Genomic DNA, 13,927 nt, shown 5'->3' on the forward strand with positions numbered 1-13,927 from the left:
GGGTGCGCGCGGCCGCTCCCGGCCCGTCGCGGGCCGGGAGCGGCCGCGACGGGCCGTCGCGGGCCGGCGTGACCGGCAGGGCTAGACGCTGCGGGTGACGAGTACCGGCGAGGCGGCGTGGTGGACGACGAGCTGGGTCACCGGGTTCGGGCGGGGCTGCTCGTACCAGCCCACCCGGTGCGCGCCCACGACGAGCATGAGGGCGCTGCGGGCCGCTTCCGTCAGGGTTTCCAGCACGCCCGTGTCGCGGCTGTCGAAGCGGGTCTCGACCTCGGGGTGGCGGTACAGCCACGGCTCGAGCTCGGCGGCGACGATCGCGTGCGGGCGGGCCCGGCCGGCGTGGACGGCGAGCAGGGGCACGTGGCGGGAGGCGGCCTCGCCGTAGCCGAACGCGAGGGCGCGCCGGCTCGACGGCGAGCCGTCGACGCCGACGACGACCGGGGCGTGGGCCGGCAGCGCGGTCGTCGGGTCGGCCCAGCGCCAGCCGTTGTTGACGACGAGCACGGGGCAGTGCGCGAAGGCCGCCAGGTGCGCGCTGACCGAGGCGTCCAGCACGCTGCCGTCGTGCACCCGGCCGCCGATGACCACCAGGGCGGCCGTGCGGGACTGCTGGCGCAGGATCCACGCGGGGGAGCCGCCCAGGGTCATCGTCTCCACCGCGATGCCCGGCTGCCAGCCCTTGGCCTCCGTGGCCGCGTCCAGCACCAGGCCCTGGCCGTCCGCGGACCCCTCCCAGCGCATCGCGTGCACGATCCGCAGCGTGCGTTGCTGTCGCGCGGCCTCGTCGGCGGCCCAGCGCACGGCGCCCAGCGCTGCGGCCGAGCCGTCCACGCCTACGACGATCGGGCAGTGTTCCAGCAGCATGGCGCGCCTCCTTCCCACTTGTCCCGATTCCACCGTCTCTCGCCGCGTGCCCCGGCACAAGGGCGCCCGCGGGTCCCGCTCGAGGCGGTGCGGTTGTCGTCCTTGCGCCCGCGGAGGCCGGGATGTCTGGCGGGAGCAACGGCCCGCAGGTGACGCGGGCCCGAGCAAAAGGCATCGAAGCAATCGTGTACGGTCCCGTCTCGACCGACTCGCGAGGGGAGCGCGCGACCGACATGCACATCAACGACTTCTGGGTGGCCATCCCGATCGGCCTGCTCATCGGCGTGCTCGGGCGACTGGTGCTCCCGGGCCGGCAGTCGATCGGCGTGTTCATCACGTTCCTGATCGGTGTCGGCGCGGCGCTGCTGGGCACGCTGGTGGCCGAGCTGGTCAACCTCGACGACAAGGCCCTCGTCAAGGTGTGGAAGATCCAGTGGAGCTGGTGGGAGCTCGGCATCCAGGTGCTCTTCGCCGCGGTCGGCATCGGCCTGGCGAACATGCTGACCTACACGAAGCTGGCGTCCGGGGCGCCGAAGCCGCGCAAGCGGCCCGCCCGCAAGCGGCGCACCACGAAGAAGTCCGAGGACGACTGACCCGTCGGCTACGGGCGGCTCAGGTCGGCCAGCAGGGCCTCGCGCACCGAGGCGCGGCCGGCCTCCTGGGCGCCCAGCAGGGCGGCGTCGTCCTGCACCCGGGTCGTGGCGATGGTGGTGTCCAGCGGGGCCGCCTCGGCCAGGGCCGCGGCCACCGCGGCGCCGAGCAGCTCGCCGCCGGCCCGCCCGACCTCGCCGCCGATGACGACCAGTGGCGGGTCGAGCACCGCGACGACCGCTGAGAGGCCGATCGCGATGCGGCCCGCGAGGACGGTGACGAACTCGGCCGCGGCCGGATCCCCCTCGGCGGCCCCGGCGGCGACGGCGGCCATGGTGCCCGCGGCCGTCGGGGCGGCGAACCCGTGGGCCGCGCCCAGCTCGAGCACCGCGGCGCCGCCGACGAGGGTCTGCAGGTCGGTGCTCGCGCCGATCGGCATGTATCCGATCTCGCCCGCCCCGCCCCGCGCCCCCCGCAGCAGGGTGCCGCCGAGGTCGATGGCCAGGCCCAGGCCCGCCTCGCCGAGCCACAGCAGCGTGAAGCTCTCCGCGTCGCGGCCGGCGCCGTGCGCGCGCTCGGCGACGGCGGCCAGGTTCACGTCGTTGTCGACCCCGACGGTCACGCCGAGGCGCCGGCGCAGGTCCTCGACCAGCCCCGAGCGGCCCCAGCCGGGGATGTCCACGTGGTGCAGGACGTCGCCGCGCTGGTCGTAGGAGCCGGCGACGGCGATCTGCACGTGGGCGACCGGGTCGCGGGCGACGCCGGCCTCCTTGCACACCTCGTCGACGATGTCGGCGACCACGGCCACGGTGTCGGTGGCGGCGAAGTCGACGGCGGACTCCAGCCGCCCGCGCACGACGCCGGCGAGGTCGGTGACGGCAGCGGTGACCGTGGGGGTGCCGTGGCTGTCCGGCTCGCGGACCGACCGCACGGACAGCGCGACCGCGTAGGCGGCGTCGGGGTTCACCGCGTACACCTCGGCGTTGGGCCCGGGCCCGGCGCTGACGTAGCCGACGACGCTCACCAGCCGCGCCTCCGTGAGGCGGCGCAGCGCCTCGGAGATCGTCGGCTTGGACAGTCCGGTGAGGTCGCGCAGCTCCCCGCGGGTCAGCGGCCCGCGTTCCAGCACGTGACTCAGGGCGGCCGCGTCGTTCATGGCCCTGAGCAGCTTCGATGATCCGCCGAGGTGCGTCATGGTGGCTCGAAACCTATGGGCGGCCCCGGTCGGTGTCAATCCGGGACCGGACATGAACCGAACGCAACCGACACAATGCGACGAAGCCCACCGTCCGGGCCGCCGCGTCGGCCGCGCTGCGCGGCATCGGCGTGACGGGTGGCGCGTGAACGTGCATGACAGAATCGGGCTCCTATGGAGCCCAGCCGCGTCCTCGCCGCGCTCGCCGACCTCGCGCCGGCCGGCCGGGACCGCGTGCTCGACGTCGCGAAAGGGGCGCCCGCACCGCTGTGGCTGGACGAGCCCGACCGGGTGCCCGCCGGCAAGGCCGCCCAGCGCCTCGCCGCGCTCGACTCGCTCCACCGCGAGGAGCGGCTGCTGCGGCGGGGCTGGGCGTGGCTGCTCGGCACCGCCGACATCGACGGGGTCGCGCGGACCGTGCGGCTGCCGCTGCTCTTCGAGCCGGTGCGGCTGGAGGGCTCGGGCGGCCGGCTGCGCGGATATCGGGTCACCTCGGCCGGCGATCTCGAGGTCACGCCGCTCATCGCCGATCGCGGGCTCGCCGCGGTGCTGGAGTCGGCGCCCGGGGTCGGCACGGCGGCGTGGCTCGCGGCCGTCGGCACCGGCGCCTGGATCGAGACGGCCGCGGACGCCGCCGGGTTCAAGCCCGACGAGCGCCTGGCGGGGCGGGCCCGCGCGGCACTGTACGTGGCCCGGGACGTCGCCATGCCGGGCCTGCGGGACACCCTGCGGGCCTGGTCCACGCGGCCGGGGCTGGAGCAGACCGCGCTCGCGCAGGTGTACGGCGACGGCGCCCCGCCCGACGATGGCGCCGACGAGGCCGTGCACTCCCCGCTGCCGCTGAACCGGGCCCAGCGCGAGGTCGTGCGCCGGGTGCGCCGCGAGCGGGTCGTCGTCGTGTCCGGGCCGCCCGGCAACGGCAAGAGCCACGCGGTCGTCGCGGCCGCGCTCGACACCGTCCACCGGGGCGGGTCCGTGCTCGTCGCGACCCAGGCCAGTCACGCCGCCGAGGTGCTCGCGGGGCTGCTCGGGCGGTTCCCGGGGGCCGAGCCGGTGCTGTTCGGCGACGCCGAGCGGCGCGACCGCTTCGCCCACGCGCTCACGTCCGGGCGGCCCGAGGGCGTCGGCGGCCGGGAGCTCGACGCGCGGCGGGCCGAGGTGCGGGCGGCGGCCGAGGCCGTCGAGCGCCTCGAGCACGCGATCGGCGCGGCGCTGGACCTGGAGCGCAAGGCCGCCGAGATGACGGTGTGGGAGCCGCTGCTGGCCGGGCTGCGAGCCGAGGCGCCCCGGGTGTTCGCCGGCGATGTCGACGTACCGCGGGCCAAAAGGCTCCTCGAATCCCGCTTCCTGCGCGAATGGCGGGTGCGGCGCCGCTACGGTGTCGAGCCACGGCGCCTCGCCGAGCTGCTCGGTGCCGTCGAGGCCGACCGGGCCGCCGCCACGCTCGCCGTGCGGGGCGGGACCGACCTCGGGGCCGTCTGGCCGGCGCTGCTGGACGCCGACGCCCGGCTGCGGGCCGCAGTCGGGGCCGAGATGCGCGACGCCGCGGCCGCCGCCGACCGGTGGGGCCGCTCCGCCCGCGGCAGCACCGCCGAGCTCGGGGCCGCCCTGCGGGCCGGGCGCAACCGCCGCCGCGAGGCCCTCGCCGCGCTCGACGGGCCGGCGCTGGTCAAGGCGCTGCCGCTGTGGGTCGGCACCGTCGCCGACATCGAGGACCTGCTGCCGCCCGTGCCCGGCCTGTTCGACCTCGTCATCCTCGACGAGGCCGCGCACATCGACCAGATCCGGGCCGCGCCCGTGCTGGCCCGCGCCCGCCGCGCGCTCGTCGCCGGCGACCCGAGCCAGCTGCGGTTCGTGTCGTTCGTCGCCGACGTCGACGTGGCCGCGACCCTCGCCAGACACGGGCTGCCCGACCGGATCGACGTGCGCCGCTCCAGCGCCTTCGACGTGGCCGTCGGCGCCGCCCCGGCGACCTGGCTCGGCGAGCACTACCGGTGCGCCCCGCACCTCATCGCGTTCGCCGCGCGCCGCTTCTACGACGGCCGGCTCACGCTCATGACCCGCACCCCGGCCGCCGAGCGCGAGGACGCCATCGACGTCGTGCGGGTCGCCGGGGCCGAGGTGCGCGACGGCGTCAACCGGGCCGAGGTCGACGCGGTGCTGCGCACCGTGCGCGAGCTGGCCGCCGCCGGGCGCACCGGGATCGGCGTCGTGACGCCCTTCCGCCCGCAGGCCGACGCGATCGAGGCCGCGCTGCTCCAGGAGCTCACGGCCGAGGAGATCGAGCGGCTCGGGCTGCGCTGCGGCACCGTGCACGCGTTCCAGGGCGGCGAGGCCGACACCGTCGTCGTCTCGCTCGGCCTCGTCGACGGCGACACCCCGGCCCGGACGCGCTTCGCCGCCGAGCCGAACCTGTTCAACGTCATGACCACCCGCGCCCGCCGGCGCCTGGTCGTGGTCACCTCCCTCACGAGCGGCAGCGGCCTGATCGCGGACTTCCTCGCGCACGCGGACGACCCGCGCCCGGCCCGCGATGCCGGGGATCCGGCGGCGGTACCGTGGGCCGCCCGCCTCGCCGCCGAACTGTCCGCGGCCGGCCGGGAGGTCCACGCCGCGTACCGGGTCGGGAACTGGACCCTCGATCTCGTGGTGGACGGCGTCGGCCTCGTCTGCGCCCCGCACCCGGACGGCAACCGGGCCCATCTGGAGCGCCAGCGGGCCCTGCTGCGCGCCGGCTGGACCCTGCGCGAGGCGTTCCCGAGCCGCTGGCACGGCGACCCGGTCCGCGCCGCGCTGGACCTGGCGACGGACGTTTTCAGGGTCGGTTGACAGGGTTTCCCCTGACGCCGGCCGAACGTTCGCGCAACACACTCGAGGTATGACCGTTCGCCGCATCTTCACCCTCGTCGGCGCCGCCCTCGCCGGCACCGTCAACGCGACCGACGAGGCCGTCCCGCCCGCCGACCCGCGTGAGGTCCGGGCGCTGCTCGCGGAGCTCGGGCTGATCCGGCCCGGCGCGTTCGAGGCCGAGCTGCCGCAGGCGCTGCGCCGCTTCCAGGCCCGCGCCGGGCTCGCCGTCGACGGGATCGCCGGCCCGCGCACGACCCAGGCCCTCGCCCGCTCCGCCCGTGAGGCCCGCCACCTGCGCTCCCTCGGCATGGCGGCATAGGACAGGGCTCAGGCCGGCAGCGTCGCGAGCAGGTGCGCGAGCCCCTCGTCGGTGCCGATCGAGCCGCGGTCCTCGGGGTGGTTGAGGTAGTGGTTGACCGAGTCGTGCAGGAACTCGCGGTGCACGGCGCTGGACTGCAGCTGCAGCTGGATGCGCTGCAGGTTCTTCTTGCGCCCGAACCCGGTCGTGGTCACCAGCTCCGGCCACAGGATGCCGAGCCGGCCGACGCCGAAGACGGTCGGCAACGGGCCGGACATGATGGCCGCCCACGGCACCTCGTGCGTGGTGGTCGCGTCGACGACGGTGAGGCCGTCGGCGCGCAGGACGAGGCGCCCGGTGCCGCGGACGAGCATGACGAGGGCGTACACCATCAGATAGGCGAATCCGAGCGTCACCGCGAACAGCATCCAGGTGAACACGCCCCAGTCATCGTCGTCGTAGACGATGCTGCACAGGATGCCCACGACCGGCGGCAGGCTCGCGGCGTTGACGGCGAGCCGGAAATACGCCGGCGGCGCCTCGAACGCGGCCGGGCGCACCACGAGCGTGCGCGGCTTGCGGGTGCGCCAGCTGGTCACGAACCCGACGACGCCGGAGCCGACCAGCAGCAGGATCGCGACGAGCTGCGGCCAGAGCTCGGCGTGCAGCGCGACCGTGAACGGCAGCAGCACGATGCCCGCGCCGCCGACGACCAGGTAGTAGAGCCAGGCGTTGCGCCGGGCTAAGTTGTCGTCCCCGTTCGCACTCTGTGACACCGTGCCACCTCCTATGCAGGGGAATGTATCGGGTCACCGGGAGGCCCCGCCGCCGCCAATTCGACACAGCCTAGGGCAACGTCGCACGGAGCCCGCCATGCCCCTCCGTCGCCGCACCGGCCAGGTGTTTCGCCGGTTTTCGGCGCCGGTGGGCAGGATGGACGGATGCGTGGGGATCGCGAGCGGCGGCCGTTCGCGCCCCGACGTGACGACGATGCTCGATGCGGTCCTGTTCGCCGCGTCCGGGCTGCCGGATTCGTCACAGCCCGCCGCGGACCGCCCGGTCTAGGGTGGCGCGATGGACCTGCCGGGCACCGACGATCTGCTGCGGGCGATGACCGTGCTGGGCATCCCCGGGGATCCGCGGTACATCATGCAGGACCTCGACCCCGACCGCCGCCGCGCGCATCTGCTCGCCCACCTCACGGCCGCGCTCGTCGAGCGGCAGGAGTCGCTGGAGGCGCTCGCCGGTCTCGACGTCGAGGACCGGGCGGACCTGCACTGGGCGGCGGACCGGGCCGCGGCGGGCGCCGGTGGGGTCGCGCGGCTGGAGCGGGCCCGCCTGGCCTGGGTCCAGCACACCGTGGCCCGGCGCCGCGGCCGCCGCCCCGACCCGGTCGCCGACGCGGTGGCCACGACGCTCGGGGTGCTGGCCGAGCTGCTGGCGGCGCCGCCGCCGTCGGGCCCCGTCGCGGCCGACGCGATCCAGGCCCTGTGCGGGGCCGCCGACCATCTCGGCGCGGTGCTGCGGTCGCTGGCCGACCCGTGACGCCACCGCCGGGGCCGTGCGCGGGTGCCGGGGTGCGCGTGCGCGGGCCGTCTAGACTCGGTCCGCATGATGGCTACGAAGCTGGGTCGTAGGTCCGCCGCGCTCGCCGCCGGGTTCGTGCTCGCGCTCGGGACGGCCGCGTGCAGTACCGACAACGTCGACTGCACGACCAGTGCCTGCACGGTCACGTTCGACCGCGGGGTCGACGCCGAGTCCTCGGTGCTCGGCGTCGACGTCAAGCTCGTGGGGGTCGACAACGGCCAGGTCAAGCTCGACGTCGGCGGAACGGTCGTCAGCGTGCCCGTCGACGGCAGCACCACCGCGCAGGGCTTCGACATCTCCGTGCAGAAGGTCACCGAGTCCGAGGTCGTCGTGCGGATCCAGACCGGCTGAGCGGATGCGGGCGCTCGCGAGCAGCGCGAGCGGGGCCAGGAGCGTCGCCGCGGCGAAGGCGAAGAGGGCCGTGCGGGCGTTCGTCGCGTCCGCGAGCAGGCCCGCGAGCAGGCCGCCGACCGGGATCGCGCCCCACGACACGAAGCGGACCGTCGCGGCCACCCGCGGCAGCAGCTCGGGCGGGGTGGCGAGCTGGCGGTAGGTGCGCGTCGTGACGCTGAGGATCACCACGCCGCCGGCGAAGACGATGTTGCCCAGCGCGAAGGCGGCGTAGGCGGCCCAGCCGGTCCCGATGGGAATGATCGTGGCGCCCAGCACGGCGATGCCGGCCGCCAGGATCAGCGCGCGCCCGGCCCCGGCGCGGGCCGTGAAGCGCGACGTCACGGTGGCGCCGAGCAGTGTGCCGGCGCCCTCGGCGGCGAGCAGCACGCCGAGCAGGCCGGGCGGGGTGTGCAGGACGCGGACGAGGTACAGCGGAAACAGCGCCAGCTGCGCCCCGCACACGAAGTTCACGGCCGTCGCGGTCCACATGCCCGGGCCCATCACGGGGTGCCGGGCGACGAAGCGCCAGCCCTCGGCGATCATGCGGCGCATCGGCGGCCACGCGTCCGGGACGGGGGTGCGCCGCGCCGGAAGGGTGCGCAGGAGCGCGGCCGAGGCGAGGTAGCTCGCGGCGTCGGCGAGCAGCGTGGGCACGGGCCCGAGCAGCTGCGCGAGCAGGCCGCCGGCCGACGGGCCGCCGAGCTGCACGACCGCGTCGGTGGCCGAGGTGAGGCTGTTGCGGGCCTGCAGCTGCTCGCGGGGCACGATCGCGGGCAGGAACGTCGAGTTGGCCACGCCGAAGACGACGGTCGCGAGGCTCACCACGAGCGCGACCGCGATGAGCTGGGCGATGGTGAGCACGCCGAGCGCCCACGCGACCGGGATCGACGCGAGCGCCACGGCGCGCAGCACGTCCATGGCGATCTGCGCGCCGCGCAGGGGCAGCCGCTGCACGAGCACGCCGGCGGGCATGCCGATGAGCAGCCACGCCGCGTAGCCGGCGGCCGCGACGAGCCCCATCTGCACCGGGGTCGCGTCGAGCACCGTGAGCGCGGTGAGGGGCAGCGCCACGGCGCTGATCGCGGACCCCGCGGAACTGGCCATACCCGCCGACCACCAGCGCCAGAACATGCGCACTCCTCAGTGGGTCCCAATGTGACATCAGTGGGTTCCAAATTGGAACTGACTATACTGCATGGGTGCGGCACGAGGATCTGGCCGACGCCGACTGCGGGATCGCGCAGGCGCTCGGTGTCATGGGCGACTGGTGGACGTTCCTCATCGTGCGGGACATCGCCGGGGGGACCACCCGCTTCGACGCGCTCGCGAAGGGGCTGGGCGTGAGCCGGCGGGCCCTCACCGAGCGGCTCGGCGCCCTGGTCGAGCACGGCGTGCTGCGGCGGCGGCCGTATTCGCAGCACCCGCCCCGCCACGACTACGTCCTCACGCCCAAGGGCGAGGGGCTGCTGCCGGTGCTCGTCGCGCTGCAGGACTGGGGCTCGCGGCACGTGATGGGCGACGGCTCGCTGGACGCGATCGGCACCGAGGCCGAGGCGCGGCGGGTCCACGCCCTCGCCGGCCACCCGGTGCCGGGGCTGCACGGCAAGAACTGGACGGTGCTGTACTGCTTCCCCGGCGCCTTCGCACCCGGAGCCGGAGGGCACCCGCCCGGCTGGGGCGACATCCCGGGCGCCACGGGGTGCACGCTGGAGTCGCTGACGTACGCCCAACGGGAGCCGGCCTTCCGCGAGCTCGGCGCGGACATCCGCGGGATCAGCACCCAGCGCCCCGACCAGCTGCGGGCCTTCGCCGAGCACGCGCGGCTGCCGTTCCCGCTGCTGTCCGACCAGGACGTCCGGCTCGCGGCCGCGCTGCGCCTGCCCACGTTCCGGGTCGCCGGCGCCGACCGGCTCAAGCGGCTCACGCTGCTGCTCGACCCGGCCGGGGTGGTGCGGGCGGTGCAGTTCCCGATCACCGACCCGGCCGGCTCGGTCGACGCGATGCTCGGCGAAATGCGGTTGCGGGCGGGCGGCGACACCGATAGAACGGTCGGCGGCGACGCGTGATCGCCGGAAGGGAGGAGCCGGTCATGTCCGCAGTCCGTGCACCACGCATTGGAGCAGCCACACATGCACGTCACCTTCCGCCCGATCACCGGGCCCGATGAACTGCCTCTGTTCCTCCGCCTGACCTACGAGCTCGACGGCGAAGTGCCGGGCGACCTCGAGCGCGGCAACCGCCGGCCCGAATGGCTCTGGATCGCCGAGCGCGACGGGGAGGTCCTGGCCCGCGCCGGCTGGTGGGCGCGCCCGGGGGCGACGGAGCCGTACCTCATGGACTTCTTCGACTTCGCCGACGGCCATGCGGCGACCGGGGAGGCGCTGGTGCGCGCCGCGCTCGAACGGCTCGTGCCGGCCGGGTCGGCCCCGCCCGAGTACATCCGGTTCGTGCCGCCCGACTGGCGTCAGGGGGACACGGCGGTACGCCCGCGCCTGGCCGCCCTGGAGCACCTCGGCGCGCGCCTGCTCGTCGAACGGCTCCGGCTCGAGTGGCGCCCCGGCACGCAGATCGCGCCCGACGAAGGCCGGCTGCGCTTCCGCGGCTTCGCCGGCCCCGGCGAGGCACTGGACCTCATGACCCGCGCCGTCGAGGGCACCCTCGACGCGCACAACCGCGCCGACCTCGAGCGGATGAGCCCGCGCGCGGTCGCCGAGGAGCACTTCCACGGCGAGCTCGAACAGTGGCCGAGCCCGCAGGAGTGGTGGCGCGTCGCGACCCGGCCCGGCGGCGAGCCCGTCGGGTTCGTCTTCCCGGCGCGCAACGACTACGGGCCGATCATCGCGTACATCGCGGTGCTGCCCGAGCACCGCGGCCACGGCTACGTCGACGCGATCCTCGCCGAGGGCACCCGCGTGCTGGCCGCGCACGACATTCCCCGCATCCGGGCCAACACCGACGCCGGCAACGTGCCGATGGCGCGCGCGTTCGCCCGGGCCGGCTACGTCAACTACCAGAACCAGCTCGACATGACGTGGCAGTAGCGGCTCACGACGGCTGACAGGGCGGCGCCTCGCCCCAGCCCCAGCGCGGAACCGGTGCCTCGCGGGCCGGTTCCGCGCCCGGCCGGGCGTTGCTCACCGCGAGCCGCGTGCCCCACTCCAGGTAGCCGACGAACGCGGCCCGGAACTCGGGATCGCCGGGCAGCCCCGCCTCGTCGGCGGCGTCCATCATGAGCTCGAGCCAGCGGCGCCGCTGGGCCTCGGTGATGGCGCGGCCCAGATGCTCGCCGAGCATGTGGGGGTAGCCGCCGCGCCGCGCGGTGTACGCGGCCGGCCCGCCGAACACCTCGCCGAGCCACATCGCCACGAAGTGCGCGTGCCCGGGGTCCATGTGCGCGAACACGGGCGCGAGCGCCGGGTCGGCGAGCACCTTGGCGTAGAACACGTCGGTGAGCCGTTCGAGGGCCGCCTCGCCGCCCGCCCATTCGTAGCGTGTCGGAGTCACACCGCGACGGGATCACGGTTCGGCGGACGGCGACAAGTACGCACTTTTCGGTGCGTGGCGTTCGGGAGGAGCACGGTGAAGCGGTACCACTGCCCGGTCGAACTGGCCGTGGACGTCATCGGCGGCAAATGGCGCCCGGTGATCCTGGCCCACCTCAAGGAGGGCGTGCACCGCTACGGCGAGCTGCGCCGCCGCATGCCGGACCGGCACCCCCGTCGGGTCGGCCGGCGGGGACGCTACGACCGCTGGATCAGGATGTCGGCCAGGTCCGCCAGCGTCGTGATGCGCAGGTCCGCGTCCAGGCCGCGCAGGGCCGCGACCGTGCACCCCGCCGCACGGCCCGCGTCGATGCCCGGCTGGGAGTCCTCGACCACCAGGCAGGCGGCCGGGTCGACGCCGAGGCGGGCGGCGGCCGCGAGATACGGGTCCGGGTGCGGCTTGCCCAGCGCGGTCTCCTCGACCGTCACGAGCAGCGGCGGCTCGATGCCCGCCGCGCCCAGCCGGGCCGAGGCCAGCCGGCGGTCGGCGCTGGTGACCACGGCCCAGGGCAGCTCCAGCTCCTTGAGCGCGACCAGCAGCCGGGCCGTGCCCGGGGTGGGCACGACGTCGTCGAGATCGCGGTACTGCAGCTCCAGCTGCCGCCGCGACGCCGCCTGCACCTGCGCCTCGGACAGGTCCGGGCGCACCGCGCGGATCGTGGTCGGGGCCGGGGCGCCGTGCATGCGGGGGCGCAGCTGCTCGATCGGCACTGCGGCCTCGTTCGCCCACATGAGCCACGCCCGTTCGACCGCCGCGTCCGAGTCGACGAGCGTGCCGTCCATGTCGAGCAGTACCGCCGCAAACCGCATGCCGTCCTCCAAATAAACTCGTATGGCGAGTATATTCGGGGAATGCCCGCCGCCCTAGACCTGCTGCGGTTCGCTCACGCGCATCCCGGGGTGACCCGGGCCGAGGCGGCCGCCCGGCTCGGCCTCAGCAGCGGCTCGGCCACCGAGGTCATGGGGCGCCTGCGCGCCGCCCGGCTGCTCGGCGAGGTCGCCGCGCCCAGCGCCGGGCGCGGCCGGCCCACCACCGTGCTCGTCCCGCACCCCGAGGGGCCGCTCGTCGCCGTGGTCGAGCTCACCCACGCGACCTGGCGGGTCACCACCGCGGCCGTCGGCGGAGCGCTGGACCCCGCGCCCGCGCGCCGCCACGGCGGCGACGCCGCCACGGTGCTGGGCGAGATCGCCGACGCGGTGCGGGCGCTGCGCGCCGAGCGCGCCGAGCGCGTCGTGGCCGTCGCGGCCTGCGTCCCCGCGACCGTGCGCGGCACGACCGTCGTGCAGGCCGCGACCCTCAACTGGCGCGACGTCGACCTCGGCGGCCTCGGGTGCGGGCTGCCGCTGACCGTCGGCAACGACGCGGCCCTCGCCGGGGTGGCCGAGGCCCGGCGCGGGGCCGCCCGGGGCCACGCGGTCGCCCTCCACCTGACCGTCGAGGTCGGCGTCGGCGGGGTCGTGCTCATCGACGGCGCCCCGGCGCCGGGCGCCGCCGAGTTCGGGCACGTGCCGTTCGGCGATCCGGCGCTGGCCTGCCCGTGCGGGGCGAGCGGGTGCTGGGACGTGACCGTCGACGGCCGGGCGATGGCCCGCTCGCTCGGCCGGCCCGCCCCGGCCGACCCCCGGGCCTTCGCGGGCGAGGTGCTGGCCGCCGCGCAGGCCGGGGACGGGGCCGCCCGCGCCGCCGTGCACGGGGCGGCCGAGGCGTTCGGCCGGGGCGTCGGGGCGCTGCTCAACGCGCTGGACCCGGCCGTGGTGACCCTGGGCGGGCTGGGCGCGGACCTGCTGGCCTCGGCCGGGGACGTCTTCTCGGCGGCGGTACGGCGAGCCGCGATGGCCTGGCGCCGCGACGCCCTCCCGCCGATCGTCCCGGCCGGGCTGGGCGCCCTCGGGCCGTCGATCGGGGCCGCCGAGTCGGCCTTCGCCGTGCTCCTCGAGGACCTCGTCACACGTCGGTGAGGTGGACGTAGGCGACGATCTGCTCCTCGCGGGGCAGGTCCTGCAGGTGCACGGAGACCCCGGTGTGCCCGGCGTTGACCACCTGGTCGTCGCCGATGTAGAGCTCGACGTGGCCGCCGTTGTTGGTGAACACGAGGTCACCGGGGACCAGCCGGTCGCGGGTGACCCGCTCGCCGACCTTGATCTGGTCGTACGTGACCCGGGGCAGCCGCACGCCGGCCGCGTCCCAGGCCATCATCACCAGGCCCGAGCAGTCGAACGTGTCGGGCCCGGCGGTGGCGAACTTGTAGGGCTTGCCGACCTGGGCCTTGGCGTAGGCGATGGCCGTGGCCGTCTTGCGGGCCCGGATCGCGGCCGCGTCGTCGTGCAGGACGAGCGTCTGGCCGATGCGGATGAGGGTGGACGTGCCGAGGTTGTTGAGGCGCTGCAGGTCCTGCACCGTGGTGCCGTTGCGGCGGGCGAGCCCCCACAGCGTGTCGCCGGGCTGCACCACGATCGTCTGGGGCCGGTCCGCCGCGTGAGCCTGCTGCGGTACACCCAGCAGCGCGAGAGCGAGGACAACCGCTCCGATCCGATGTCGCATGGAGGCAACATAACGAAGAACCCTCTCGTTCGTGGCGAATCGGGCATCTCGGAAGCGGCGATACT

At 75.5% G+C, this 13,927-nt stretch carries 14 protein-coding genes and 1 pseudogene; 8 read left to right on the top strand and 7 right to left on the bottom strand.

Features of this window, described 5'->3' with window-relative positions:
- Positions 1-81: 81 nt before the first annotated feature.
- Positions 82-864: a universal stress protein gene (locus tag ACQP2P_RS19480; protein WP_433617919.1), complete on the bottom strand. Its 783-nt coding sequence runs from the start codon at positions 862-864 to the stop codon at positions 82-84.
- A 185-nt stretch (positions 865-1,049) separates the two neighbouring features.
- Between ACQP2P_RS19480 and ACQP2P_RS19485 the strand changes: the two genes are divergently transcribed.
- Positions 1,050-1,457: a hypothetical protein gene (locus ACQP2P_RS19485; protein WP_433617920.1), complete on the top strand. Its 408-nt coding sequence runs from the start codon at positions 1,050-1,052 to the stop codon at positions 1,455-1,457.
- 8 nt (positions 1,458-1,465) lie between these two features.
- On the opposite strand, the gene ACQP2P_RS19490 is transcribed toward ACQP2P_RS19485, so the two are convergent.
- Positions 1,466-2,611: an ROK family transcriptional regulator gene (locus ACQP2P_RS19490; RefSeq protein ID WP_433617922.1), complete on the bottom strand. Its 1,146-nt coding sequence runs from the start codon at positions 2,609-2,611 to the stop codon at positions 1,466-1,468.
- A gap of 213 nt (positions 2,612-2,824) precedes the next feature.
- On the opposite strand from ACQP2P_RS19490, the gene ACQP2P_RS19495 reads away from it, so the two are divergent.
- Positions 2,825-5,479 carry an AAA domain-containing protein gene (locus tag ACQP2P_RS19495; protein ID WP_433617923.1) on the top strand — a complete coding sequence of 885 codons (2,655 nt, stop codon included), beginning with the start codon at positions 2,825-2,827 and terminating at the stop codon, positions 5,477-5,479.
- A gap of 49 nt (positions 5,480-5,528) precedes the next feature.
- Positions 5,529-5,819 (top strand): peptidoglycan-binding protein, encoded by a 291-nt coding sequence (locus tag ACQP2P_RS19500; protein ID WP_433617925.1) that lies wholly within the window; start codon positions 5,529-5,531, stop codon positions 5,817-5,819.
- Between the two features lie 8 nt (positions 5,820-5,827).
- On the opposite strand, the gene ACQP2P_RS19505 is transcribed toward ACQP2P_RS19500, so the two are convergent.
- Positions 5,828-6,574 (bottom strand): hypothetical protein, encoded by a 747-nt coding sequence (locus ACQP2P_RS19505; protein WP_433617927.1) that lies wholly within the window; start codon positions 6,572-6,574, stop codon positions 5,828-5,830.
- A gap of 97 nt (positions 6,575-6,671) precedes the next feature.
- Here ACQP2P_RS19505 and ACQP2P_RS19510 point away from each other — a divergent pair, with 97 nt between their 5' ends.
- Positions 6,672-6,863 carry a hypothetical protein gene (locus ACQP2P_RS19510; RefSeq protein ID WP_433617929.1) on the top strand — a complete coding sequence of 64 codons (192 nt, stop codon included), beginning with the start codon at positions 6,672-6,674 and terminating at the stop codon, positions 6,861-6,863.
- 9 nt (positions 6,864-6,872) lie between these two features.
- Positions 6,873-7,343: a hypothetical protein gene (locus ACQP2P_RS19515; RefSeq protein WP_433617930.1), complete on the top strand. Its 471-nt coding sequence runs from the start codon at positions 6,873-6,875 to the stop codon at positions 7,341-7,343.
- 405 nt (positions 7,344-7,748) lie between these two features.
- Here the strand turns inward: ACQP2P_RS19515 and ACQP2P_RS19520 are convergent.
- Positions 7,749-8,909: pseudogene (locus tag ACQP2P_RS19520) on the bottom strand (MFS transporter); the annotation flags it as partial.
- A gap of 125 nt (positions 8,910-9,034) precedes the next feature.
- On the opposite strand from ACQP2P_RS19520, the gene ACQP2P_RS19525 reads away from it, so the two are divergent.
- Positions 9,035-9,844 carry a winged helix-turn-helix transcriptional regulator gene (locus tag ACQP2P_RS19525; protein WP_433619190.1) on the top strand — a complete coding sequence of 270 codons (810 nt, stop codon included), beginning with the start codon at positions 9,035-9,037 and terminating at the stop codon, positions 9,842-9,844.
- 63 nt (positions 9,845-9,907) lie between these two features.
- A complete protein-coding gene (locus ACQP2P_RS19530) occupies positions 9,908-10,819 on the top strand; it encodes a GNAT family N-acetyltransferase (RefSeq protein ID WP_433617932.1) in 912 nt (303 codons plus the stop codon).
- A gap of 4 nt (positions 10,820-10,823) precedes the next feature.
- Here the strand turns inward: ACQP2P_RS19530 and ACQP2P_RS19535 are convergent, their stop codons facing one another.
- Both ACQP2P_RS19535 and ACQP2P_RS19540 read right to left on the bottom strand, forming a co-directional pair.
- Positions 10,824-11,282 (bottom strand): group II truncated hemoglobin, encoded by a 459-nt coding sequence (locus tag ACQP2P_RS19535; RefSeq protein WP_433617934.1) that lies wholly within the window; start codon positions 11,280-11,282, stop codon positions 10,824-10,826.
- Positions 11,283-11,518: 236 nt separating this feature from the next.
- Positions 11,519-12,130: an HAD family hydrolase gene (locus tag ACQP2P_RS19540; RefSeq protein WP_433617936.1), complete on the bottom strand. Its 612-nt coding sequence runs from the start codon at positions 12,128-12,130 to the stop codon at positions 11,519-11,521.
- Positions 12,131-12,172: 42 nt separating this feature from the next.
- Here ACQP2P_RS19540 and ACQP2P_RS19545 point away from each other — a divergent pair, with 42 nt between their 5' ends.
- A complete protein-coding gene (locus ACQP2P_RS19545) occupies positions 12,173-13,279 on the top strand; it encodes an ROK family transcriptional regulator (RefSeq protein WP_433617937.1) in 1,107 nt (368 codons plus the stop codon).
- On the opposite strand, the gene ACQP2P_RS19550 is transcribed toward ACQP2P_RS19545, so the two are convergent.
- Positions 13,266-13,862, bottom strand: a complete 597-nt coding sequence (locus ACQP2P_RS19550) for an NlpC/P60 family protein (RefSeq protein ID WP_433617939.1) — start codon at positions 13,860-13,862, stop codon at positions 13,266-13,268. The two genes, ACQP2P_RS19545 and ACQP2P_RS19550, sit on opposite strands and share 14 nt — an antisense overlap.
- Between the last annotated feature and the right edge of the window lie 65 nt (positions 13,863-13,927).

The organism is Dactylosporangium sp. CA-139114, from assembly GCF_050955725.1.
In the GTDB taxonomy this organism is placed as follows: Bacteria; Actinomycetota; Actinomycetes; order Mycobacteriales; family Micromonosporaceae; genus Dactylosporangium.

What these genes read in the sequence shown, in the direction of transcription:
- ACQP2P_RS19480 (WP_433617919.1), bottom strand. Translation starts at nt 864, where the DNA reads ATGCTGCTGGAACACTGCCCGATCGTCGTAGGCGTGGACGGCTCGGCC.
- ACQP2P_RS19490 (WP_433617922.1), bottom strand. Translation starts at nt 2,611, where the DNA reads ATGAACGACGCGGCCGCCCTGAGTCACGTGCTGGAACGCGGGCCGCTG.
- ACQP2P_RS19495 (WP_433617923.1), top strand. Translation starts at nt 2,825, where the DNA reads ATGGAGCCCAGCCGCGTCCTCGCCGCGCTCGCCGACCTCGCGCCGGCC.
- ACQP2P_RS19500 (WP_433617925.1), top strand. Translation starts at nt 5,529, where the DNA reads ATGACCGTTCGCCGCATCTTCACCCTCGTCGGCGCCGCCCTCGCCGGC.
- ACQP2P_RS19510 (WP_433617929.1), top strand. Translation starts at nt 6,672, where the DNA reads ATGCCCCTCCGTCGCCGCACCGGCCAGGTGTTTCGCCGGTTTTCGGCG.
- ACQP2P_RS19515 (WP_433617930.1), top strand. Translation starts at nt 6,873, where the DNA reads ATGGACCTGCCGGGCACCGACGATCTGCTGCGGGCGATGACCGTGCTG.
- ACQP2P_RS19525 (WP_433619190.1), top strand. Translation starts at nt 9,035, where the DNA reads ATGGGCGACTGGTGGACGTTCCTCATCGTGCGGGACATCGCCGGGGGG.
- ACQP2P_RS19530 (WP_433617932.1), top strand. Translation starts at nt 9,908, where the DNA reads ATGCACGTCACCTTCCGCCCGATCACCGGGCCCGATGAACTGCCTCTG.
- ACQP2P_RS19540 (WP_433617936.1), bottom strand. Translation starts at nt 12,130, where the DNA reads ATGCGGTTTGCGGCGGTACTGCTCGACATGGACGGCACGCTCGTCGAC.
- ACQP2P_RS19545 (WP_433617937.1), top strand. Translation starts at nt 12,173, where the DNA reads ATGCCCGCCGCCCTAGACCTGCTGCGGTTCGCTCACGCGCATCCCGGG.
- ACQP2P_RS19550 (WP_433617939.1), bottom strand. Translation starts at nt 13,862, where the DNA reads ATGCGACATCGGATCGGAGCGGTTGTCCTCGCTCTCGCGCTGCTGGGT.